The 20,343-nt window shown below is 72.3% G+C and carries 21 protein-coding genes and 2 pseudogenes; 11 read left to right on the plus strand and 12 right to left on the minus strand.

Features of this window, described 5'->3' with window-relative positions; translation table 11 throughout:
* Positions 1–24: 24 nt before the first annotated feature.
* A complete protein-coding gene (locus tag OFY01_RS19765) occupies positions 25–948 on the plus strand; it encodes an LLM class F420-dependent oxidoreductase (protein ID WP_266601732.1) in 924 nt (307 codons plus the stop codon).
* A gap of 229 nt (positions 949–1,177) precedes the next feature.
* Positions 1,178–1,363 (plus strand): hypothetical protein, encoded by a 186-nt coding sequence (locus OFY01_RS19770; protein ID WP_266601734.1) that lies wholly within the window; start codon positions 1,178–1,180, stop codon positions 1,361–1,363.
* A gap of 49 nt (positions 1,364–1,412) precedes the next feature.
* Here OFY01_RS19770 and OFY01_RS19775 read toward each other — a convergent pair whose 3' ends face one another.
* The 9 genes from OFY01_RS19775 to OFY01_RS19815 all read right to left on the minus strand — a co-directional run bounded on the left by OFY01_RS19775 (position 1,413) and on the right by OFY01_RS19815 (position 11,196).
* Positions 1,413–1,970 (minus strand): DUF6099 family protein, encoded by a 558-nt coding sequence (locus tag OFY01_RS19775; RefSeq protein ID WP_266601736.1) that lies wholly within the window; start codon positions 1,968–1,970, stop codon positions 1,413–1,415.
* Between the two features lie 236 nt (positions 1,971–2,206).
* Positions 2,207–2,584, minus strand: coding sequence for a nucleotide pyrophosphohydrolase (locus OFY01_RS19780; protein WP_266601738.1), 378 nt, complete (start codon positions 2,582–2,584; stop codon positions 2,207–2,209).
* Positions 2,581–3,747, minus strand: a complete 1,167-nt coding sequence (locus OFY01_RS19785) for an ATP-binding protein (protein ID WP_266601740.1) — start codon at positions 3,745–3,747, stop codon at positions 2,581–2,583. The genes OFY01_RS19780 and OFY01_RS19785 overlap by 4 nt, the downstream gene beginning before the upstream one ends.
* A 175-nt stretch (positions 3,748–3,922) precedes the next feature.
* A complete protein-coding gene (locus OFY01_RS19790; protein WP_266601742.1) occupies positions 3,923–4,315 on the minus strand; it encodes a cell division protein SepF in 393 nt (130 codons plus the stop codon).
* Positions 4,316–4,528: 213 nt separating this feature from the next.
* The gene (locus OFY01_RS19795; protein ID WP_266601744.1) at positions 4,529–6,529 is read right to left on the minus strand and encodes an ABC transporter permease; all 2,001 of its coding nucleotides are present in this window, start codon (positions 6,527–6,529) and stop codon (positions 4,529–4,531) included.
* An 89-nt stretch (positions 6,530–6,618) separates the two neighbouring features.
* A complete protein-coding gene (modA, locus tag OFY01_RS19800) occupies positions 6,619–7,425 on the minus strand; it encodes a molybdate ABC transporter substrate-binding protein (RefSeq protein WP_266601746.1) in 807 nt (268 codons plus the stop codon).
* Between the two features lie 118 nt (positions 7,426–7,543).
* A complete protein-coding gene (locus OFY01_RS19805) occupies positions 7,544–7,942 on the minus strand; it encodes a TOBE domain-containing protein (protein WP_266601748.1) in 399 nt (132 codons plus the stop codon).
* A gap of 192 nt (positions 7,943–8,134) precedes the next feature.
* Positions 8,135–9,910 carry an amylo-alpha-1,6-glucosidase gene (locus tag OFY01_RS19810; RefSeq protein ID WP_266601780.1) on the minus strand — a complete coding sequence of 592 codons (1,776 nt, stop codon included), beginning with the start codon at positions 9,908–9,910 and terminating at the stop codon, positions 8,135–8,137.
* A 269-nt stretch (positions 9,911–10,179) separates the two neighbouring features.
* Entirely contained in the window at positions 10,180–11,196 is a 1,017-nt protein-coding gene (locus OFY01_RS19815) for a LacI family DNA-binding transcriptional regulator (protein ID WP_266601750.1), read from the minus strand.
* A 164-nt stretch (positions 11,197–11,360) separates the two neighbouring features.
* Between OFY01_RS19815 and OFY01_RS19820 the strand changes: the two genes are divergently transcribed.
* Both OFY01_RS19820 and OFY01_RS19825 read left to right on the plus strand, forming a co-directional pair.
* Positions 11,361–11,561 carry a hypothetical protein gene (locus tag OFY01_RS19820; RefSeq protein WP_266601782.1) on the plus strand — a complete coding sequence of 67 codons (201 nt, stop codon included), beginning with the start codon at positions 11,361–11,363 and terminating at the stop codon, positions 11,559–11,561.
* A gap of 95 nt (positions 11,562–11,656) precedes the next feature.
* Entirely contained in the window at positions 11,657–12,427 is a 771-nt protein-coding gene (locus OFY01_RS19825; RefSeq protein ID WP_266601752.1) for an AraC family transcriptional regulator, read from the plus strand.
* Positions 12,428–12,594: 167 nt separating this feature from the next.
* Here OFY01_RS19825 and OFY01_RS19830 read toward each other — a convergent pair whose 3' ends face one another.
* Positions 12,595–13,329, minus strand: coding sequence for an ArsR/SmtB family transcription factor (locus tag OFY01_RS19830; protein ID WP_266601784.1), 735 nt, complete (start codon positions 13,327–13,329; stop codon positions 12,595–12,597).
* Between the two features lie 56 nt (positions 13,330–13,385).
* On the opposite strand from OFY01_RS19830, the gene OFY01_RS19835 reads away from it, so the two are divergent.
* The 6 genes and pseudogenes from OFY01_RS19835 to OFY01_RS19860 all read left to right on the plus strand — a co-directional run bounded on the left by OFY01_RS19835 (position 13,386) and on the right by OFY01_RS19860 (position 17,685).
* A complete protein-coding gene (locus OFY01_RS19835) occupies positions 13,386–14,120 on the plus strand; it encodes a flavin reductase family protein (RefSeq protein ID WP_266601754.1) in 735 nt (244 codons plus the stop codon).
* An 87-nt stretch (positions 14,121–14,207) separates the two neighbouring features.
* Positions 14,208–14,519, plus strand: coding sequence for a cupin domain-containing protein (locus tag OFY01_RS19840; protein WP_266601756.1), 312 nt, complete (start codon positions 14,208–14,210; stop codon positions 14,517–14,519).
* 236 nt (positions 14,520–14,755) lie between these two features.
* Positions 14,756–15,457 (plus strand): GNAT family N-acetyltransferase, encoded by a 702-nt coding sequence (locus OFY01_RS19845; RefSeq protein WP_266601786.1) that lies wholly within the window; start codon positions 14,756–14,758, stop codon positions 15,455–15,457.
* A gap of 571 nt (positions 15,458–16,028) precedes the next feature.
* Positions 16,029–16,364, plus strand: a pseudogene (locus OFY01_RS19850) (ABC transporter ATP-binding protein); the annotation flags it as partial.
* Positions 16,365–16,577: 213 nt separating this feature from the next.
* Complete coding sequence (locus OFY01_RS19855) at positions 16,578–17,165, plus strand: TerD family protein (RefSeq protein ID WP_266601758.1); 588 nt, start codon at positions 16,578–16,580, stop codon at positions 17,163–17,165.
* Positions 17,158–17,685, plus strand: a complete 528-nt coding sequence (locus tag OFY01_RS19860; RefSeq protein WP_266601760.1) for a SigE family RNA polymerase sigma factor — start codon at positions 17,158–17,160, stop codon at positions 17,683–17,685. Before OFY01_RS19855 ends, OFY01_RS19860 begins: the two co-directional genes overlap by 8 nt.
* Positions 17,686–18,214: 529 nt before the next feature.
* Here the strand turns inward: OFY01_RS19860 and OFY01_RS19865 are convergent.
* The gene (locus OFY01_RS19865) at positions 18,215–18,787 is read right to left on the minus strand and encodes a TerD family protein (protein WP_266601762.1); all 573 of its coding nucleotides are present in this window, start codon (positions 18,785–18,787) and stop codon (positions 18,215–18,217) included.
* The gene (locus OFY01_RS19870) at positions 18,784–18,990 is read right to left on the minus strand and encodes a hypothetical protein (RefSeq protein WP_266601764.1); all 207 of its coding nucleotides are present in this window, start codon (positions 18,988–18,990) and stop codon (positions 18,784–18,786) included. Before OFY01_RS19870 ends, OFY01_RS19865 begins: the two co-directional genes overlap by 4 nt.
* Positions 18,991–20,112: 1,122 nt before the next feature.
* Here OFY01_RS19870 and OFY01_RS32630 point away from each other — a divergent pair.
* Positions 20,113–20,295, plus strand: a pseudogene (locus OFY01_RS32630) (glycosyltransferase); the annotation flags it as partial.
* Between the last annotated feature and the right edge of the window lie 48 nt (positions 20,296–20,343).

A 20,343-nucleotide genomic window follows, 5' to 3' on the forward strand; every position in this document is an offset into this window, starting at 1 on the left:
GGGGCCTGCGGGCATCATGGCGGTATGGATCTTCGCGTGTTCACAGAACCCCAGCAGGGCGCCACCTACGAGACGCTGCTCCGCGTCGCGCGGGCGGCTGAGGACTTCGGCTATGGCGCTTTCTTCCGCTCCGACCATTACCTCAAGATGGGCGCCGCCGACGGGCTGCCTGGTCCCACCGACGCCTGGACGACACTTGCCGGGCTGGCCCGGGAGACCGAACGGATCCGGCTCGGAACCCTGATGACCGCGGGCACCTTCCGCCTCCCGGGTGTCCTGGCCATCCAGGTGGCGCAGGTCGACCAGATGTCCGGCGGTCGGGTCGAGCTGGGCCTCGGCTCCGGCTGGTACGAGGAGGAGCACACCGCCTACGGCATTCCGTTCCCCAAGGCGAAGTTCGGGCGCCTGGAGGAGCAGCTGGCCATCGTGACCGGGCTGTGGGAGACGCCGGTCGGGCAGCACTTCACCTTCGACGGCCAGTACTACCAACTGAAGGACTCGCCGGCCCTGCCGAAGCCCGCCCAGGCGCGCGTGCCCGTCCTGGTGGGCGGTCACGGGGCGAAGCGGACGCCCGCGCTCGCGGCGCGGTTCGCCTCCGAGTTCAACATCCCGTTCGCCTCGCTCGCGGACACCGAGCGGCAGTTCAAGCGGGTCGGCGACGCCGCCCTGGAACACGGCCGCTCGGCCGCCGATCTCGTCTACTCCAACGCGCTGGTGATCTGCGTCGGCCGCAACGACGCCGAGGTCCGGCGTCGCGCCGACGCGATCGGGCGTGACGTCGAGGAGTTGAAGGCGAACGGTCTGGCGGGTTCGCCGGCCGAGGTCCTCGAACGCATCGCCGCGTACCAGGCCGTCGGATCGCAGCGGATGTACCTGCAGATGCTCGACCTCGACGACCTGGACCATCTGGAGCTGATCGCCGCCGAGGTGGCGCCTCACCTGTCGTGACCGGCGACCGCCGACTGTGCGGGTGACCAGGGTGGTACGCGCCCCGCGCGGGTGAAAAACCGTCAACCCCGGGTGCGGTGACGTCCCGCCCCAGTGACCCTCCGCAACCGGTGATCGTTGACCCCTGCGGAGCCGGACCGCCCGGCCCCCGCGCCGGCGGTCGCTGCCGGGCGCCACGAGTTCAACTGCCTTCCCCCACGGGGGGTCGGCGAGGGCCGAGGAGGCCGTCATGTCCCAGGAAGCCGTGCCCGACCGGGCCGCGCACGAGTCGACCGCGCCGGAGCAAGGCGCCCCGAAGGGCCTGCTGCAGCAGATGGAGGAGCTGATGGCGGCGCTCAACGCCGACCTGTCGCAGTTGGACGCCGACCTCCAGCAGCCTCCCGCTTCCTTCCGCCCGGCGTCCGACGACGTCTGACCGCGCCGCCCGGCCGGGGGTCGGCCCGCCGCCGCGGGCCGACTTCGGGTCAGGCGGCCGTGCTCGGATCCGGATCGAGTCCGGCGTCCGCGCCCACGTCGGTGTCCCCGTCCGGGCCCGGCCCCTGTCCGCACTCCCTCCCCTGCCATGTCCGGGGCGGGCGGCTGTCGCGGTCCGGCAGCCGTCGCAGTATGTCCAGTACGCGGTCCCGTGATTCGTCCGCCGCGTCGATCGCTTCCATGCATTGCCAGTACGCCCCCTCCTCGAACGACTCGCTCGCCACCCCGACAAGCGCGATGCCCGCGTCGCCGAGCAGTGCGCTCAGGCTCTCCAACGCCTGCCGCGCATCGCTCAGTTCGGTCATCCGAGCCGCCCGTATTCCTCCTGCCCCCACCATCGGCAGCGCCGAGCCTCCGCTGCCGCGCGCTCCCGCCTCGCTGAGGCCCAGGGCCTCGCCTCTCAGCTCCGGCGGCCCCTGCATCGCCAGCCGACTGCCGATGGCCTGAGCGAGGGCCTGTGCCTGCCACACCTCCCTCATGATGTCCGGCGCGTCCTGGCTCTGCGCCAGGGCCCGCCTGCCGAACCCGATGAGCCGCACCGCATCCATCCGCTTCCTCGTCCCGCCCGAACTCCGTTTTTCCACTACCCAGAGTGAGGGTGAACGCGGCGAAAAGCCAGAGCTGGCCCGAAATCTGTGGACACGGAGTCCGATGTGGATAACTCAGCGACTCCGGAGAGTGACCACAAGGTGAAGGAGCGGACCGTACTGCCCGCCCCTCACCCATCGCCCCCAGCCCTCACCTCCCCCTCGCCCCTCCCCCTCTCGCCTCTCCCCCCTCGCCGCTACGCGCCCGGCAGCGGGAACCGGCGCTCGTTACGGTCGATCTTCGCGGAGAGCGCGGCCAGAGCGTCGACGCCGAGTACCTCGCACAATTGCAGGAGATACGCGAGCACGTCGGCGATCTCGTCCTCGACGCGATGTGCGCTGTCCTCGTCCTCCATCACCCGCGTCGACTGCTCGGGCGTCAGCCACTGGAAGATCTCGACGAGTTCGGACGCCTCCACGCTCAGCGCCGTCGCGAGGTTCTTCGGCGTGTGGAAGGGCCCCCAGTCGCGTGCGGCGGCGAAACGCGCGAGTCTGGCCTGCAGGCTCGCCACGTCGAGCGGGGCCGCGGGATCCTGCCCTGTCGGGCCGTTCGGTGGGGTCGCTGGGTCTGTCACGGCTTCAGGTCTACCATCGCCGCGCCGTTGGCCCGCGCCGCCCGGTCCGCGCACGACGCGTCCCCCAGGGCGGCGACGAGCCGGAGGTGCCCGCGGGCGCACACACGGGCCGCGAGCTCGGCGAGTTCGGTGCTCTGCACCGCGTCGAGCCCCTGGTCGATGCCGTCCGCGAGGACGGTCAGACTCTGGTACGCCTCGGGGACCTCGGCCGCGGCGTCCACCTCCAGGACGCGTGGCCCGGTGAGCAGGACGAGAGCGAGGGCCAGGTACCTCAACTCGCCGTCCGCGAGCCACTCCACGGGCGTGATCAGTCCGTGGCCGCGGTCGATCACGGCACGCACGGATCCGTCCGGGGTCCGCTCGGCGCGCACGTCGGTCACCGGTCCGGCCAGCCCCTCGCGGGCCGCCCTGACCAGCAGCCCGTGCCGGATGCCGCACTCGGCACGGGTGCGGTGCAGGACCGCCGCCAGGTTGTCGCAGCCGCGCGACAGCCGGTCGGCGCGGGCGGGCACCGGGGTCCGCATGCGCGCCGGGTCGGGGGCGCACACGAACACCGAGCGGAGTGCCACCACGGCCTGTTCCGCCGCGGCGAGGACCCTGCGCTGTCCCTCGGTCCGGCCGGAGACGCGCAGCGGGAGCAGGGCGGTGCCGAGCAGGTCGTCGGGGAAGGGCGCGCGGGTGACCGGCACGGAGCCCGCGGTGTGCCAGGCGGCCTGCACGTCGCGCCGGCCCGGGTCGCGCAGCGCCGTCTCCAGGTAGGTGACGTCAGGTCCGGCCAGGCGCTCGCCGACGACCCGCAGTTCGGGCTCGGCCTGGACGGCCAGGTCGAGGCGGACGGGCCCCACCGGGCCGTCGACCGTGCAGCCGATGCGGAATCCGCGGCGGCCCAGCGCGTCCGGCCTGGCCCGCTCCGGCACGTGCGCGCCAGGGTCGGGGAAGACCTCGGCCAGTGTCGCCCCGCCGCCGAGCCCGGCCAGCGCGGTCAGAGCCCGCAGTGCCGCCGATTTGCCGCTGCCGCTGGGGCCGCAGAGCACGGTGTACGGATGGAGCGGCACGGTGAGGCCACGGTGTTTCCCGAAGGCCGAAAGCCGCAGTTCGGTCACGCTCGGACGGTCCGGGGCCGGCCCGGGTAACGGGGGCCCGCCCCGCCGCAGCTCGGTCATACGAGGAACGTAGGACGTGGCACGGCGCAGAACCGTTTGTCTCGGCTCGCCTTCCTACGATCGGGGGACTATGCCGTCCGGGATTGCCGCAGCACGGCCGCCCGAGGTGCGGCGCGCCTGGGGCGGGGCTGCCCCTGGCGCCCCCGCCCGGACCGCCGGACCGCTGCCGCGCGGGTCACGAGAGAGCACCCGCGCCCGCGCCCGCGACCAGGCCCTGGACCTCGGTGCCGGGCGGGGCCAGCAGGAAGACGTTGCGGTCGACGCGGTGCATGCCGCAGCCGAGGCCGAGGACGACGCCGCTGCTGAAGTCCAAAACGCGCTTGGCCACTTCCGATTCGGCGCCGCTCAGGTCGAGGAGGACCGGCACACCGGCCATGACGGTCTCGGCGACCTCACGGGCGTCACCGAAGACATTGACCCGCAGGACGACGAAGCGGCGGCGTGGCTCCGTCGCGGCCTCGGGCACCGCCCTGTGGTCGATCGCCGACGGCCACTCGTTGCGACTGCGCAACGGCACGACCTGGGCGAGCCCTTCCCACTGTTCGTCAGTGACGTCGTGGCTGTTCACTGCCCCCACCCCGTCCGGGCTCGCACTGTTGTCTGCACCAGCCAATTCTTACGCGATGTCACCCGTTCAGCCCAACAGCGACACGGTCCGGAGTCCTGGAAGGCCAGGGTCACCGCTTCGAAGAGGCACTACCGACGCGCTACGAAACGACTGCGAACACACCAGTGTGGGCCGCCCCCCGCCGGCGCAGCCAGGGTACGCCGCCCGCTCGGTCTAGAGGGCGACGACCGTGATCTCGGTCGCCTTGACGCTCGTCCACACCGGAGTGCCGTCGGCCAGGCCGAGTTCGGCCGCGGCCTGCGGGGTGATCTCGGCGATCAGGTCGGGAGCCGCGTCGGAGGTGATCAGTACGCGCAGCCGGCTGCCGCTCGCGGTGATCTCACGGATCGTGCCCGGCCATATGTTGCGTGGGCTGCCGGAGGGCTTGTCGCGGTGGACGGCGACAGCCTCCGGGGCGATGACCGCGAGCGCGTCCACGCCGGTGGGCGGAGGCTCGGCGACCGTCAGCACACCGTGGCCGTCGACGAGTTCGAGGCCGTCGGCGGTGGCGGTGCCCGGCCAGGCGTTGCGGCCGAGCATGCGGGCCACCCACGGGGAGCGCGGGTGACGGGTGACCTCGGCGGGCGGGGCGTCCTGGAGCGTACGGCCGTCGTCGAGCACCAGGACGCGGTCGGCCAGGGAGACCGCCTCGACCGGGTCGTGCGTGACGATCAGGCAGACGCCGCCGAAGTTCTCCAGGTGGCGGCGGAGCGTGTGCCGCACGTGCGCGCGCGTGGTCTGGTCGAGTGCGGCGAGGGGCTCGTCGAGCAGCAGGAGGCGCGGCGAGACCGCCAACGCGCGGGCCAAGGCGATGCGTTGCGCCTGCCCGCCGGAGACCTGGGACGGCTTGCGGTGGGCGAGGTGGCCGACGCCGAGCCGGTCGAGCCAGAGCTGGGCGGTGCGGCGGGCCTCGGCCCGCGCGACGCCCTGGGCGCGTGGCCCGTACGCGGTGTTGGCCAGGGCCGTCAGGTGCGGGAAGAGCGCGCCGTCCTGCGGCACCCAGGCGACGCCGCGGCGATGCGTGGGCCGGTGCGTGACGTCGGTGTCGCCGAGCCGCAGGGAGGCGGTGCGGGCGCGCGGGGTGAGGCCGAGCAGGGCCCGCAGCAGGGTCGTCTTGCCCGCTCCGTTGACGCCGACGACCGCGATCGTGGTGCCGGGGTCGGCGTCGAGGGTGAGGCGGGTGAAGCCGGTGACCTCCGCGTGCAGCGGCCAGGGTTCGGCGGCAGGGGGCTCGGCGAAGGCCGCCCCGGCCGTGGCGGGTTCGGCGACGACGGGCCGGGCCGCCCCCGGTTGTTCCGCCACCTCCGGGGCTGCGCCCTCGGGGACGACCGACGATTTGGGTGAGGCACCCCTGGGGCCGCCCGCCCAGCGCCCCTTGAGCGCCACGAGCACGGTCATCGCGATGACGAGGAGCAGCAGCGAGACGGATGTCGCGGCCTGCGGATCGTCCTGGAGCAGCAGATACACCTGGAGGGGCAGGGTCTGCGTGGTGCCGGGAAGGTTGCCCGCGAACGTGATCGTGGCGCCGAACTCGCCGAGCGCGCGCGCCCAGGTCAGGGCGGCCCCGGCGGCCAGGCCGGGCGCGACCATCGGGAGCGTGACCGTCAGGAAGACGCGCAGCGGGGACGCGCCGAGGGACGCCGCGGCCTCCTCGTAACGAGGGCGCAGGCCCGCGAGGGCGCCCTCCAGGGTGATGACGAGGAACGGCATGGCGACGAACGTCGCCGCGAGGACGGCTCCCGACGTGTGGAACGGGAACGTGATGCCGAACGTGGACTCCAGCCACGGCCCGACGAGCCCCCGGCGCCCGAACCCGAGCAGCAGGGCCACGCCGCCGACGGTCGGTGGCAGCACCATCGGCAGCAGCACGAGCGAGCGGACGACCGCCTTGCCGGGGAAGTCCGTGCGGGCCAGCAGCCACGCGAGCGGGACGCCCAGCAGCAGGGAGAGCCCGAGCGCCCACAGCGAGACGACGAGGGAGAGCCTGAGGGCCGTCGTGGTGGCGGGCGACGTCAGGTGCGTGGGCAGCTCGTGCCAGTCGGTGCGCACCAGGATGCCGATGAGGGGCAGCGCCAGCAGGACGAGCCCGGCCAGCGCCGGAACGGCCAGCGGCAGCGGCGCGCGCAGCCGGCGGCCGAGCCGGGCGCGGGAACGGGCTTCAGGTGGACGGCTCATCGGGATCCTGGGACACGGGACGGGGCGAGGAGGCGGTACGCGGTACCGCGCGGTACAGGGCCGGGGCCCGGGGGCACCGACCGGGCGGCTCAGGGGCTCTGGAAGCCCGCCGCCGTGAGGATCTTCTGGGCCTGCGGTGTGGTGAGCCACTGGATGAACGCGGCGGTGGCGGCCGCGTGGTGGGAGTCCTTCAGAGTGGCCGCCGGGTAGGAGGCGATCCTGTTCTGGTCGTCCGGGATCTTCACGGTGTCGACCTTGTCCGGCGCGGTGGCCGCGTCCGTCTTGTAGACGATACCCGCGTCGGCCTCGCCGAGTTCGACCTTGCTGAGCACCGCGCGGACGTTGGGCTCCTCGGAGACCGGCTTGACGGTGAGGTGCTGCGCATCGAGGACCTCGCGACTGTAGTTGCCGACCGGCACGGCGGGCGCGGCGAGGACGACCTTGAGCTTCGACGAGGTGAGGTCCTTGAGGGCGGAGACCTTCTTGGGGTTGCCCTTGCCGGTGGCGATGACCAGACGGTTCTTGGCGACGATGGTCTGCTTGCCGGTCTGCGACTTCAGGCCGTCCATGGTCTTGGTGTCGGCGGTGAGAATGCCGTCCGCCGGGGCGCCCTGCCGCACCTGGGCGGCGAGCGCCTGGGAACCGGCGAACGAGAAGATGATCTTGGTGTTCGGGTGCTGCTTCTCGTACGTCTCGGCGGCCTTGGGAAGGACGTCGGTGAGCGAGGAGGCGGCGAGGACGGTGAGCTTCGTCGTGCCGCCGGACGCGGCCTTGGTGCCGCCGTTGGAGCCGCTGTCCTTGCTGTCGTTACCGCCGCACGCGGCGAGCGAGACGAGCAGGGCGGCGGTCAGTGCGGCGACCGCGGTGGTGCGGCGATGGCGCGGGAGGGTGGACACGGCGATGACTCCTCGGGACATGGACGGGGACCGGTGGGGGCAGGCGGGGCGGGGCGGGCGGAGGTACCGCGGCGGGCGCGACGAGCCGGGACGGCGGCGCGTCGCGGGTCCGTGACGGTCAGGCGCGGTCGATGTGCACGTTGGTGGACTTCACGCGCGCGGTGGCGCGCATGCCGACCTCGAGGCCGAGCTCTTCGACCGCCTCCCTCGTGAGGAGCGAAACGAGCCGGTGCGGCCCGGCCTGGATCTCGACCTGGGCGGCGACATCGCCGAGCTTCACGGCGGTGACGATGCCGGGAAACGCGTTGCGGACCGAGGTGTACGGGGACTCCTCGTCGCCGCCCGCCGCCGACTGGGCCAGCTCGGTGGAGAAGGCGGCAAGGTCACGGCCGTCGATCAGGCGGCGGCCGCTGTCGTCGCGGTGTGTGGGAATCCGGCCCGCGTCCGCCCAGCGGCGCGCGGTGTCGGGACTGACTCCGAGCAGCCGCGCGGCCTGGCCGATGGTGTAGGACTGCATGTGCGCCACATTAGGCGTGCTCGGCTCTCATCTGCAATGAAGTTCATGCGACACAACCAGCAGATGAGAACCTCATGAGAGGAACGTACAAACGCCGCCCGTGCCGTTTCCTCACGACGATGTCCAAGTCTTCGACGTGTCTCTTGACGGGGCTGCCGATGGGTGTGTTGACGGACATGTTGACGGGTGAGCTCACGGGTGTGTCGATGGGTCTGCCGCGGTCACGTCCGCGGCGCGGCGCACGTGCGCCTCGGCGAGGAGCAGGTAGGCGCTGGCGGTCCAGGTGTAGGCACGGTCGCGCAGGCCCGTGCCCGTCAGGGCGTCGAAGTTCTCAGCGAAGCCGTGTGTCTCGCACAGGGCCCGGAAGCGGGCGCCGACCTCGTCCGCGAGCCGGAGGTGACCCGCACGGCGCAGGCCGTCCTCGACCAGGACGGTGGCCGGGGCCCAGATCGGACCGCGCCAGTAGCCGTCGGCGAGGTAGTGCGGCGAGGTGGGCAGTTCGGTGGCCAGGCCGTGCTCCGTCAGATGCGCCTCGATGCGGGTGGCGAGGGTGGCGGCGATCTCGCCCGGCAGGTGCTCGCCGAGCACGATGGGCATGAGGTCCAGGAGTCCTGAGCTGTCCCAGGTGGCGCCGCCGGAGACGGACCTCGCGACGAACCGGTCGCCGCGCCACAGCTCGTCGAGCATGGCCGCCTGGGTCTCGTCCGCCACCCCCAGCCAGCCGGCCGCTTCCTCACAGCGGCCCAACTCGTCTGCCAGTTGCGCGAGTTCGCGCAGTTGCAGGGTCAGGAAAGCCGCCAGGTCGGCGGTGACGACGACGCGTGCCGGGTCGAAGGTGGTGGCATTGTCCCAGCCGCTGTCGTTGCCGTGCTGGTAGTGGGGCAGGGCGTCGCCGGGGGCCCGTCGCGCGGTCAGCCAGAAGTCGGTCCAGCGGGCGAGGCGCTCGTACGTCAGCGTCAGCTCCGCCCGGTCGAGGAACGCCTCGGGCAGGCGGCGGCGCAGCAGGTTCAGCGCCCATCCGTGGATCGGCGGCTTGACGTAGTTGTGCAGCACCTCCGAGTGCGTCACCGAGTCGGGCAGCGCACCCGTGGCGTCCTGGTGGTCGAAGGGCAGGTGGTACTGGTCCAGGGCGAGTTCCGGTCGGCCGGGCGCGAGCGCCAGGGCGTTGAAGCAGTGGTCCCAGCTCCATACCTTGTCCATCCAGTGCTTGGACATGAGGACGGCGGGCCGGGTGACCAGACCCGCCGGGCGGACGGTCGCCGACCACACGACATGGGCGGCCGCTTCGGCGGCCGGGGTGGCGGCCGAGCGCCACGGGGCCACCGAGTCGGCGAAGTCCGCGAAGGCGCTGTTCGCGGCCTGGACGACCTTGCCGAAGTCGGCACCGCGGGCGTAGGCGGGGCGGGCCGTGTCGAACTCCTCCACGGCGATCTCCCAGGGCCGCCCTCCCGCCTCCCCAGCGACGGTCAGGCCCCGCGCGGCGGTGCCCAGTGCCTGGCCGCCGAAGACCTCGGTCAGCGTCCCGGCGAGCAGGGTGACACGGTAGCGGCGGCCGGTCTCGTACGAGGTGAAGACGTGTGCGCCCGCGGCCGTGTCGGGGAAGAAGTAGGTACCGCTGAACGGGGTCAGCGTCCGGACCGCCGCGGACAGCCGCAGCGCGAGGCCCGCGCCACGCAGCCGCACCGTGTCCGGCGACTCGTACGCGAGGTCGACGCGGCCGCCCGCGCCCGTCCAGGTCAGCAGGCCCGGTGTCGCGGTCACCTCGGCGGCGGCTCGCTCGCCCGTCGCGGCGTCCAGGGGCACGAGGCTCAGCACGCCGTGCATGCCGTTCTGGTGCGAGACGAGGTGGAGGTCGTCGGCGCGGACCTTCTCCGCGAGAACCGGGGAGATGTCGAACCAGGATCCGTACGCGCTGAACGGGATGTCGTGGACACGGAAGGCCGGGGCGGGCGGGGTGGCGGTGATCATGACGGCGTCGCGCTCCTGATCGTTGGTGTCGATGCGGCGGTGGGCGGCGCCGGGCGTGCTCGGCGCATGCCGGTGAGCGGGGCGTGCCGATGAGCAGGGCATGCCGGCGAGCGGGGCATGCCGGCGAGCGGGGCGTTGCCCTGTACGAACGGGCGGACCGCACTCCCCGGTTCTCCGCTTCTTGGCGATGTCCGACGCGACGGCGAACCGGGCGGTGCTCAGGCGCAGGAGGGCAGGCTGCGGGGCGGTGCGGGGCCAGGGTGCGACGGTCAGAGCGCGGTCGGGCCGGGGCCGGTGCTGCCGCGCAGGGAGATCGGCGGGACGAGGAGGTGGTTGCGGGGCGACGTGCCCGGGTTGTCGAGCCGCTCCATCAGCAGGTCGACGGCGAGCCGCCCGAGCTCGGCGGCGGGTACGTCGGCGGCGGTGAGCTGCGGTGTCACGGTCTCGGCCCAGCGGGCGGCGACGACCCCGGTGACGGAGAAGTCGTGCGGCACCTGACGGCCCGCCTCCGCCAGGCCCCGGTAGAGACCGCCGAGCGCCGCCTCGTTGAGGGTGACGAGCGCCGTGGTGGCGGGGTCGTCGTGGAGGATGCGTTGCAGACAGGCACGGCCGGAGGCGGCGTCGTCGTCGCAGCAGTACGTGCGAGCGGTCAGGCCGCGCTCGGCGGCGGCCTCGGTGAAGCCCTCCAGACCGCGCCGGGCCGACTCGTAGCCGGTGCGCAGGAGTTGCTCCGGGCGGTTGACGAAGGCGACGCGCCGATGGCCGAGGTCGGCGAGGTGGTGCACGCATGCCTCGACGAGCGCGGTGTGGTCGAGCCCCGCCCACCAGCCTCTCTCGGGGTGGGCGGTGCGGCCGATGGCGACGAACGGAAAGTCCACGGAGGTCAGGTGGTCGACCCGGTCGTCCTCAAGTCGGATCTCCATGAGGATCGCCCCGTCGACCCGGCGCTCGCCGAGGAGCCGCTGGAAGGACCGGTCGCTGTCGACGCCGCTGGGCGAGAGCAGCAGGTCGTGGTCGCGGGCGGCGGCGGCCTCCACCACGCTGCCGATGAAGTCGAGTTGCATGCCCGTGTAGTGGTTCCCGGCGGGCGGGAAGACCAGGCCCAGAGTGCTGGTGCGGCCGTTGGCGAGGGCTCGGGCGCTGGCACTGGGCCGATAGCCGAGTTCGTCGACGACCTGCTTGACTCTTCTGCGGGTCTCCTCCGAGACGGGGCGTTTGCCGCTCAACGCGTAGGACACGGTGCTGCGCGAGACACCGGCCCGCAGGGCGATCTCACCGATGTTCACGAGGGCTCCTCACTGCGTTGCGCCCGGATCTGTCGAACCGGTTCGCATGGAGTGAACGTAGGAACCCTCTCCCGTACCTGTCAACACTTTGGTCGAATTCCCGAAAGCGCTTGAGAGCTGCGGTAGTTGCTCGGACGGAGAAGATTGCCGACCTCTCGGGCCAGGTGTCAGCACTCTCGAACCGGTTCGACCTCCAAGGGCCGCTCCTCGACGGGGCTGCGGCGACGCTGAAGTTCCACTTCCGGAGCCGCACCGTCGTCACCTACCAGGTCACGAAGACCGGCACGTCTGTGACGGGTTCAGCGTCTCGAATTCAGACATCTCGGGTTCAGGCACCTCGGGTTCAGGCACCTCGGGTTCAGTAGTCTTGGATTCAGACGTCTCGGATTCAGACGTTTTGGACCCGAGGGCTTGCACACGGCCTCCTGACGTCGTCCGCCGCTGGTAGCTTTTCTTCCTCGTGGAACGCGTGACACTTCGGCTCGACGAGCCGCCCTCGATCGTCGCCGCGGGCATCGGCGTGCACGGGGTCGCCACCGCCCACGAGGTCTTTCGGCTGCCCGACCTGTGGCAACTGCACCTTTACCACTACGAGGGCGCGCTCTCCCTGGGAGAGTCGGTCCACCCGATCCGCCCCGGCCACGTGAGCCTGGTGCCACCCGACACGGACGTCCACTTCCACTACCGGGGCAGATCGGAGCACCTCTACGTCCACCTGCGGCTGCGGAACGCGGGCGCCCCGCTGGTCGTCCCGGTGATGCAGGACGCCACCGCCGAGAGCACCCGTCTGGCCGAGCCGCTGCGCAACGCCGTGACCGCCGTGGCGACTTCGCCCGCCCGTGCGGCCGCCGAGGTGTGGGCGGCCCTGTGGCGCGTCGCCGAACTGGCGCGCCACGAGGCCGAGGGAAGCCCGCACCCCTTCGTGGCGGCCGCGCGGGCCTACGTGGAGGAACACCTGGCGGGCCCGTTGTCCGTGCCCGAGGTCGCCGCCGCGGTCGGCGTCTCCCACACTCACCTGACCCGGGTCTTCCGCGCCGGGACCGGTCGCACGGTCGTGGCCTACATCCGGCACCGGCGCCTCCAGCGCGCCCGCCACCTTCTGGTGTCGTCCACCCTGCCCGTCACCGCGATCGCCGCGGCCGTCGGGATCGCCGACCTCCAGGCGTTCAACAAGGCGTGCCGCCGCGAACTCGGCGCGGGCCCGCGTGAGGTGCGCGCGGGCGGAGCGTGAGATCCGATGTCGGCATACGGAGGACGACCGAGGGAGGACGGAGGGCTGCGCGGACGACGATCCACACGTCACCAGCGCCGCCGGTCGGTGCCAGTGCCAGTGCCAGTGCCAGTGCCAGTGCCAGCTACTACTCGTGCCCACGGCCTGCCGGAGCTGCTCATTTCCGCTCATTTCCGCGAAAGAAGTTCATCGGACAGCCCGAGGTCACCGCGGAGTGCCTCTCGGCCGAGTGACGTGACCGCGACGGCGCGTGTGGTGCCGACGCGGGTGATCCAGCCGGTGTCGAACGCGTGACGGCACAGGGCGCCACCGACGGCGCCGGCCAGGTGGGGGCGGCGTTCCGTCCAGTCCAGGCATGACCGGACCGCCGGGCGGCGCGTGCCGGTCGGGACGGTGACGCCGAGCTGTTCGAGCCAGGTCGCGCCGGCGCTGGTGAGTGCGAGCCCATGCTCCAGGTCGAGCAGCTCACGCTCGATCATGGCATCGGTGATGGCCACGCCGACCGTCCCGGCGAGGTGGTCGTAGCACGTGCGGGCGTGGGCGAGGGCCTGTCGGCGGCCGACCGCCGACAGGGAACGCGGCGCCGGGGCGTGCCCGGGGGCCATCGCGGCGAGGCTCTCGACCAGTTCGGCGACGTGCGGACCGGCCAGCCGCACGTAACGGTGGCGTCCCTGCCGTTCCTCGGCGAGCAGGTTGCCGCGGACGAGCGCGTGCAAGTGCTCGGTCGCCGTCGACGGCGCCACTCCCGCATGACGTGCCAATTCCGTCGCTGTCCAGGCCCGACCGTCGAGCAGGGCCAGACAGAAAGCCGCCCGTGTGCCGTCGGCGAGAAGCTTCGCCACAGCAGCCAGGTCCGGGCCGCCCGGGTGCGGGTGCGCGCGCTGCTTGTCCATGCGGTCCATTGTCACCCGTGACACTTCGGCGGCGACCGAAACAACCGGCTCCTACGCTGCCAGCCATGAACACGGCAACCTCCGACGCTCCGCCCGCCCAGACAGTCGGCCCCCACCCGGTCGGCCCCGACCCGGTCGGTCCCCACCCGATCGGTCCCCACCTGGAGATCGAGCCGAGCATCCTGTACTTCGGTACGCCCGTGGTGCTCCTGTCGACGGAGAACGAGGACGGCTCGTTCAACCTGGCCCCGGTTTCCTCCGCGTGGGCCCTCGGGCGGACAGTGGTGATCGGACTGGGCCGTGCGGGGCAGACGGCGTACAACCTGGGCAGCCGCCCCGACCTGGTCATCAACCTGCCGGCTCCCGCCCAGTGGCCGGCCGTGGAGCGCCTCGCCCCACTGACGGGACGGAATCCAGTGCCGGCGGGCAAGCCCGAGGGCTGCCGCTTCGAACCGGACAAGTTCGCCGCCGCGGGAATGACCGGCGCGCCCTCTCATCTGGTCCGACCGCCTCGCGTCGCCGAATGCCCGATCCAACTGGAGGCCCGTGCGGAGAGGGTGCGGCCGGGCGTCTCCCGGGACTTCGTCATCGTCGAGGCCGTCGTGCGCAAGGTGCACGCCGACTCCCGCGTCGTCGTCCCTGGCACCGACCACATCGACCCCGCCGCCTGGAGCCCCCTCATCTACAGCTTCCGCCACTACTTCGGACTCGGCCCGGAACTCGGCCACTCCTACCGCTCCACCACACCACGCGAGTCGACGGCCCGGCCGCCCGGGACCGGCGAAGGCGGGCACACGTGACGTCGAGCCCCGCGCCCCTCTTGCACGACGGACGCACCATAAAATCCGACTCGGGCCCCACCCAGCTCTTGATCAGGGAGAACTCCGATGCGTTTCGTCGACGCCGCCGCATTCACCGCTGAACGCCCCTGGGGTGCCATGGATCTCGCGGCCCTGGACGACGCGACGGTACGGATGCACTGGACCGACCAGCCGTACGTGTGGCACGTCAACGACGGCCCCGAAGTGTTCGTCGTCCTGGACGGGGCAGTGGACATGCACTACCGCCTGGACGGTGTCGAGCACGTCGAGCGTCTGACGCCGGGCCGGGTGTGCTGTGTCGAACCAGGGGACGAGCACGTCGCCCACCCCGCGCCCCAGGCGCGCATCCTCGTCGTCGAACGGCGCGGAAGCGTCTGACGCGGCCCTCCGGGACGGCCTACTGGATCGCGTGTCCCGCGCACCCGGTGAAAACGGGGCGCCACGGCGCCACGTCCTCGCCACGCCCCAGGCGGCCCTGAGTTTCCGCGGCATGGATGGTGCCCCCGCCCCGGCGACCACGGCCCGACAACAGACCGCGCTGACGGATCGGCATCGGCGGCCCGACCGACACGCCCTCCGGCAGACGCGCCCTCCGGCAAAGGACCAGCACGATGATGAAGGACCACGACTCGGTGCTCGACGACCCGGTGGGCCGGTCGCTCGGCGGCCGGCACGCACATCTCGCCCGGCGGCTCGGCCGGGCCGCCACCTATGTCACCGGCGTGGCGACCTTCTCCTCCGTGCCCGTCGACCCCGGCGCGGAGGACTGGGACGACCTCGCCGGGCTGCTCGGTCCCGGCGCGTTCGCCGACATGTTCAGCTGTCCTGCCGTCCCGCCGTCGGCCTGGGAGCCCGTGTTCACTCTCGAAGGCCGTCAGATGATCTGGCCGGGCCGCGACCGGACCGGTCGTTCTCGTACCGCGTCCGAGGCCGGTGTGGTCGAACTGGGCGCCGACAGCGTGCCCGAGATGCTCGACCTCGTCGCGCGGACGACGCCGGGGCCCTTTTGGCCCCGCACCCACGAACTCGGCACCTATCTGGGTGTCCGGGTCGACGGCACCCTGGTGGCGATGGCCGGGGAGCGCCTGCGGCCTCCGGGCTGGACCGAGATCAGTGCCGTCTGCACCGCCCCGGAGGCACGGGGACGGGGACATGCCGCTCGTCTGATCGGTGCGCTCGCCGCACGGATCGCGGCGCGCGGCGAACGCCCCTTCCTGCACGTGGCCGAGACGAACACCCGCGCGATCGCCCTGTACGAGAGCCTCGGCTTCAAGGCTCGCAGGCAAGTGACCTTCCGAGGCTTCCGCACCCCCTGACGGACTGACTCGGCGACCTGCCGCGGCGGTCTTGCGGGACGGAGGACCTGCCTCCTGTGCGGAAGGTGCGCAAACTCGCGGCGCCGACGGCTCTTGATCGCCCGTGCACGCCCCGGCGGAGAGAGCCCGGTGGACCGTGCGCGGGTCGGGAGCGCCGGCGCCCGCGACGCCGAAGCGGTCAGTGGCGGATCGCGTACGCAGGGTCCGGTCCGCAGTCGAGCACGCGGCCTGGCCAGTACAGTTCCGCGGCCGGGCCGACGGTGCGTATCGGCGCTGAGAGCGAACTCACGTCCCCCGGCGAGACGACACCTCGGCGGCTCGGAGCGTGGCCGATCGGTCCCCCGACACGATCAACCGCCATGCGACACCACCCCTTTTTCACAGGTCTTCCAGCCACTCGGCGGGGGTCCTCCCGACGATCGCCGGATGGTCGATGGGGCGCCTGCGCCCCCAGGCTGACGCAGACGGCTCCTGCCTGGCCGCCGGACGCCTGATCTCCGCCGCGTCGTGGTACACACCCAGCCACCTCGGCTGCGGTGCCCCGAGGGCGACCACGTAGGAAAGGAATCTTGTGAACACCCCGTCCGCCTCTGAGGCGACGGGTGCCGAGTCCCCTCGTACGCGCGAGACGCTCAGGGCACTGTACGGGTATGTCCGCCCGCACCGGTGGGCCGTCGCGCTCGGACTTCTGTGCGCGCTCGTCGTGGCCGCCTGAGGACTGCTGTGGCCGCTGGCCACGAAGGCACTGGTCGACCGGCTCTCGTCCGGTGGCACGATCGGCTCCGTCCTGCCGGCCATGACCGTCCTGGTTCTGAGCATGGCGGCCGAACCCTTCGGCGCGTGCGTGCTGGAGCGGAGCGCGGAGTCGGCGGTGCTCGCCGCCCGCCGCGGCCTCATCGGACGGCTCTCGGCGACGCAGCTGCTGACCTCGGCAGGAAATCCCCGCGGGTGAACCGGTCCGCCCCCGCCGCACGGCGGGGGCGGGCCCGCCGTGCGGCGGGGTGGCCCCGGGCAGTCGCCGGATACCGGGGAGTCGCGCACCTCGTGAGGCTGAGGCCAGCGCTCCCGTCGGCAGGCGGCGCGCTCCCCGCAACCGGTCAGCCACCACACAGGAGTTTCCGTGCCCGTACTCATGGCCAAGGGCCAGCGGCTCCCGCTCAACGGGCCGGACGGCCGCCCGCTCAACCTGATCAGCATGGGCATCGGCTGGCAGCCGGCTCTCCGCCCCGGGCTCCTTGGCGCCCTCGGGCCGCACCGGCGCGGCCGTCTCGGCTCCTTCGCCGTGCTGTACGGCCGCGGCCGGTTCCTCGACGCGCTGTTCTCCGAGAATCCCACCAACCCGGACGAGTCCATCGAGCACAGCACCGGCCTGCCGTCACAGGACACCGCGGGCGAGGACGACACCGAGTCGTTCGCCGCCCGCCTGTCCCGGCTGCCCCCTCACGCGGACCGCGTCGTCTTCGCCGTGAGCTCGTTCGACGGCAGCACCTTCGAGACCGTGCACAGCGCGCACTGCCGACTCGTCGACGAGAGCCGGGGCCTTGAACTGGCCCGGTACGTCTTCCCCGCCCAAGGCCCCCACACGGCACTGATCCTGGCGGACCTGACCCGTGCGGCAGGAGCTGAGTGGACCATGACGGCCCTCGGTGAACCGGCGGCCTGCGCCACCTTCGCCGACCTCCTCCGGGCCATCGAGCGTCATGGCTGAGCGTCCGGCCACCGGCCAACGGTTCGAGGCGCACGAGGACTTCGGGGAGTACGTGCGGCTGCGCCGGGACGCTTTGCTGCGCATCGCCCTGCGCATCGTGCCCGACCCCGCCGACGCCGAGGACCTCCTTCAGGCCGCCCTGCTGCGCACGCAGGCCACGTGGCCGGGCATCAAGGACATGGCGCGCGCCGACGGGTACATACGCCGCGTCATGATCAACCTGAGGACCGAGTGGTGGCGCGCGCGCAAGGTGGACGAGGTACCGCTGGAGCACCTCCCGGACGCCGGGTTCGAGGAGGTCCGCCCGCGGCAACTCCTGGATCAAGAAGAGCTGTTGGAGGTGCTCCCGCTGCTCGGAGAGCGTCAGCGCACGGTGGTGGTCCTGCGGTACTGGGAGGACTTCAGCACCAAGGAGACCGCCCAGGCGCTCGGTATTTCCCCGGGCACCGTCAAGAGCACGCTGCACCGGGCCCTGGAGGCGCTCCGTCGGGAGCTGACGACCGCACGGCCCGCGGCCTGATCACGGGACGCGACGGCCTTCGTGCTCGGCCCGCGAGGAGGCGGGTGAGGGGCAGCGGGCGGACGTCGTGGAGCAGGACACCGCCGAGCACGGTGATGGTCGCGGCGTACAGGACGGTGTCCGTGTCGGCTCCGTCGGGCAGCGGGTTGTGCGCGAGCGCCGGAGTGCTTGACCGCGCCGAAGACACTGACCAGGTGCTGGAAGCAGACGACTTCCGCGACTTCCCGGCCCGAGTACAGGCCCGCCGAGGCGTCGAGATCGATCGCCGCGGGCCCCATCAGCCTCCCGAGGAAACCGGACGCGGCCTCGCCTGCCAGCCCAGGCCCATTCGGACGCGGCTGAGCGGGGTCGTGTCGGACTTGGCGAGGGTGATCCTTTGGCCCCTGGTGAGGGTGATGGACATGAGAGCTCCCGGGTGGGTCGGTCCGGGGGTGTGGGCGAGCTGATGCGGGCCCGCCGCCCGCGCGCGAGAGAGGTGTCCGCGCGGGGGCGGCGGGCGAAAGGACAGGCGCCCGAGGGGCCTTGCGGGTCAGAGGGCGACGCCGAAGTCCTGGGCGATCCCGGCGAGACCGGAGTCATAACCCTGGCCGACGGCGCGGAACTTCCACCCCGCGCCGCTGCGGTAGAGCTCACCGAAGATGGCGGTCTCGGTGGCGGCGTCCTCGCTGAGGTCGTAGCGGGCGATCTCGACACCGTCTGCCTGGTTGACCACCCGGATGTGGGCGTGGCGCACCTGACCGAAGTTCTGCGCGCGGGCGGCGGCGTCGTGGATGGAGACCGGGAAGACGATTTTCGCCAGGCCGGCGGGGACGGAGGCGAGGTTCACGGTGATGACCTCGTCGTCACCGTCGCCTTCACCGGTGAGGTTGTCACCGGTGTGCACGACCGAACCGTCCGGGCTCTGCAGGTTGTTGTAGAAGACGAAGTGCGCGTTGGAGGCGACCTTGCCGTTCTCGTCGCACAGCAGCGCGCTCGCGTCCAAGTCGTAGTCGGCGCCGGTGGTGGTGCGCACGTCCCAGCCCAGGCCGACCTGTACCGCGGTCAGGCCGGGCGCCTGCTTGCTCAGCGAGACGTTGCCGCCCTTGGACAGCGAGACACTCATGACATTTCTCCTTGCCGGTGAGGGTGAACGCACCCGCTCCAGTCGGCGACCACGCGCACGGTCCGCTCCGGGGCCGTGTCGTGATCGGTCGCGGCGCCCTCGAAGGCGCCGACGTCACCGACGGTCGTCGCCAGAACGGTGATCAGTACGGCGAGAGCCGCCGCCACGGCACCGGCGAGCAGGGTTCGGCTGGTGACCGACATGGGAGTTCCTTGCTTCCGCTCATGGCCGTCGCACGGCCAGGGTTCGGGGGGCACCGGGCCGGTCCGCTCGTCCGGCGGGGCCGACGCTCGCGAGGCCCCGGTGTGCGTGTCCCCAACCTCGTCGGTGGCGCGGGTTTTCGGTATCCGGCGGGTGGCCGGTCGCCCCCCGCCGGGCGGCGGATGGTCTCCCGCCATGTGGCGGCGCGGGTTCACCTCGTACTCGCCCTGCCTCAACGTGTCGCCTGAGCCCCGCCGTTCGGCGGGGGCGTGGCCGCCACCTGGCGGGGCCGGACCGGCCCCTCGCCGGATACCGCCGGCACCGTGCCGCCACCACCGTGGACGGCAGACGGCTCTGAAGCCCACGGCGACCACGAGGCACCCGATGAAGATCACTTTCCTGCTGTTCGACGCGTACGGGATCGGCGGCACGATCCGCGCGACGGCGAACCTGGCCACCGCCCTCGCCGAGCGCCACCACGTGGAGATCGTCTCCTACCACCGCACGGCCGAGCGCATGGCCGTGCCCGTCGACCCACGCGTGCGCGTGCGCGACCTGGTGGACCTTCGGCGGGACGCCCACGAGGACCCCGTGTCGCAGACCCTGGACGCCGTCTGCCCGTACGACCCCGTCTACGCGAGCAGGACGCCGCCGAGCGCGCTGGGCGAGCAGCGCCTCGCACACTTCCTGCGCCGCACCGACAGCGACGTCGTGATCGCCACCCGTCCCTGCCTGGTGTGCTTCCTGGCCGAGCACGGCCGCGCCGACGCGTATCGGCGGATCGGCCGGGAACACCTCACCCGCGCCTCTCACAGTGACGCGTTGCTGCGCGACCTGGACGCGGCCCTCGACGCCCTCGACGCCTTCGTGACCCTCTCCGAGGGCGACGCGCTCGCCTACGACCGGGCGCTGCCGGTGCGGCAGGCCCTGATCACCCATATCCCCGGCTGCTGCCCCCAGCCCGAGGTCGAGGCCGCCACCGGCACCTCCCGGATCGTCGTCGCCGCCGGCCGTCTCGTCCCCGTCAAACGCCACGACCGCCTCATCGGCGCCTTCGCCAAGGCGGCCGCCCGCCACCGGACTGGACCTTGCACATCTACGGCAGCGGCCCGCAGCAGGCCGCATTGCGCCGTCGTGTCGACGAACTCGGCCCGCACGCCCATGTGTTCCTCATGGGCCCTTGCCCTCGCATCGACACCGAGTGGGCCAAGGGTGCCGTCGCCGCCGTGTCCAGCGACACAGAGGCGTTCGGCCTGCTCGTCGTCGAGGCCATGCGCCTGGGCGTCCCGGTCGTCGCGACCGACTGCGACCACAGCCCCCGGGAGATCATCAGCCACGGCGGGGACGGTCTCCTC

Source organism: Streptomyces beihaiensis, from assembly GCF_026274175.1.
GTDB lineage: Bacteria > Actinomycetota > Actinomycetes > Streptomycetales > Streptomycetaceae > Streptomyces > Streptomyces beihaiensis.

Excerpts from the sequence above, each read along its gene's own strand:
- OFY01_RS19840 (WP_266601756.1), top strand. The coding sequence starts at position 14,208 with ATGCGTTTCGTCGACGCCGCCGCATTCACCGCTGAACGCCCCTGGGGT.
- OFY01_RS19765 (WP_266601732.1), top strand. The coding sequence starts at position 25 with ATGGATCTTCGCGTGTTCACAGAACCCCAGCAGGGCGCCACCTACGAG.
- OFY01_RS19835 (WP_266601754.1), top strand. The coding sequence starts at position 13,386 with ATGAACACGGCAACCTCCGACGCTCCGCCCGCCCAGACAGTCGGCCCC.
- OFY01_RS19785 (WP_266601740.1), bottom strand. The coding sequence starts at position 3,747 with ATGACCGAGCTGCGGCGGGGCGGGCCCCCGTTACCCGGGCCGGCCCCG.
- OFY01_RS19775 (WP_266601736.1), bottom strand. The coding sequence starts at position 1,970 with ATGGATGCGGTGCGGCTCATCGGGTTCGGCAGGCGGGCCCTGGCGCAG.
- OFY01_RS19860 (WP_266601760.1), top strand. The coding sequence starts at position 17,158 with ATGGCTGAGCGTCCGGCCACCGGCCAACGGTTCGAGGCGCACGAGGAC.
- OFY01_RS19770 (WP_266601734.1), top strand. The coding sequence starts at position 1,178 with ATGTCCCAGGAAGCCGTGCCCGACCGGGCCGCGCACGAGTCGACCGCG.
- OFY01_RS19830 (WP_266601784.1), bottom strand. The coding sequence starts at position 13,329 with ATGGACCGCATGGACAAGCAGCGCGCGCACCCGCACCCGGGCGGCCCG.
- OFY01_RS19845 (WP_266601786.1), top strand. The coding sequence starts at position 14,756 with ATGAAGGACCACGACTCGGTGCTCGACGACCCGGTGGGCCGGTCGCTC.
- OFY01_RS19865 (WP_266601762.1), bottom strand. The coding sequence starts at position 18,787 with ATGAGTGTCTCGCTGTCCAAGGGCGGCAACGTCTCGCTGAGCAAGCAG.
- OFY01_RS19870 (WP_266601764.1), bottom strand. The coding sequence starts at position 18,990 with ATGTCGGTCACCAGCCGAACCCTGCTCGCCGGTGCCGTGGCGGCGGCT.
- OFY01_RS19805 (WP_266601748.1), bottom strand. The coding sequence starts at position 7,942 with ATGCAGTCCTACACCATCGGCCAGGCCGCGCGGCTGCTCGGAGTCAGT.
- OFY01_RS19795 (WP_266601744.1), bottom strand. The coding sequence starts at position 6,529 with ATGAGCCGTCCACCTGAAGCCCGTTCCCGCGCCCGGCTCGGCCGCCGG.
- OFY01_RS19810 (WP_266601780.1), bottom strand. The coding sequence starts at position 9,910 with ATGATCACCGCCACCCCGCCCGCCCCGGCCTTCCGTGTCCACGACATC.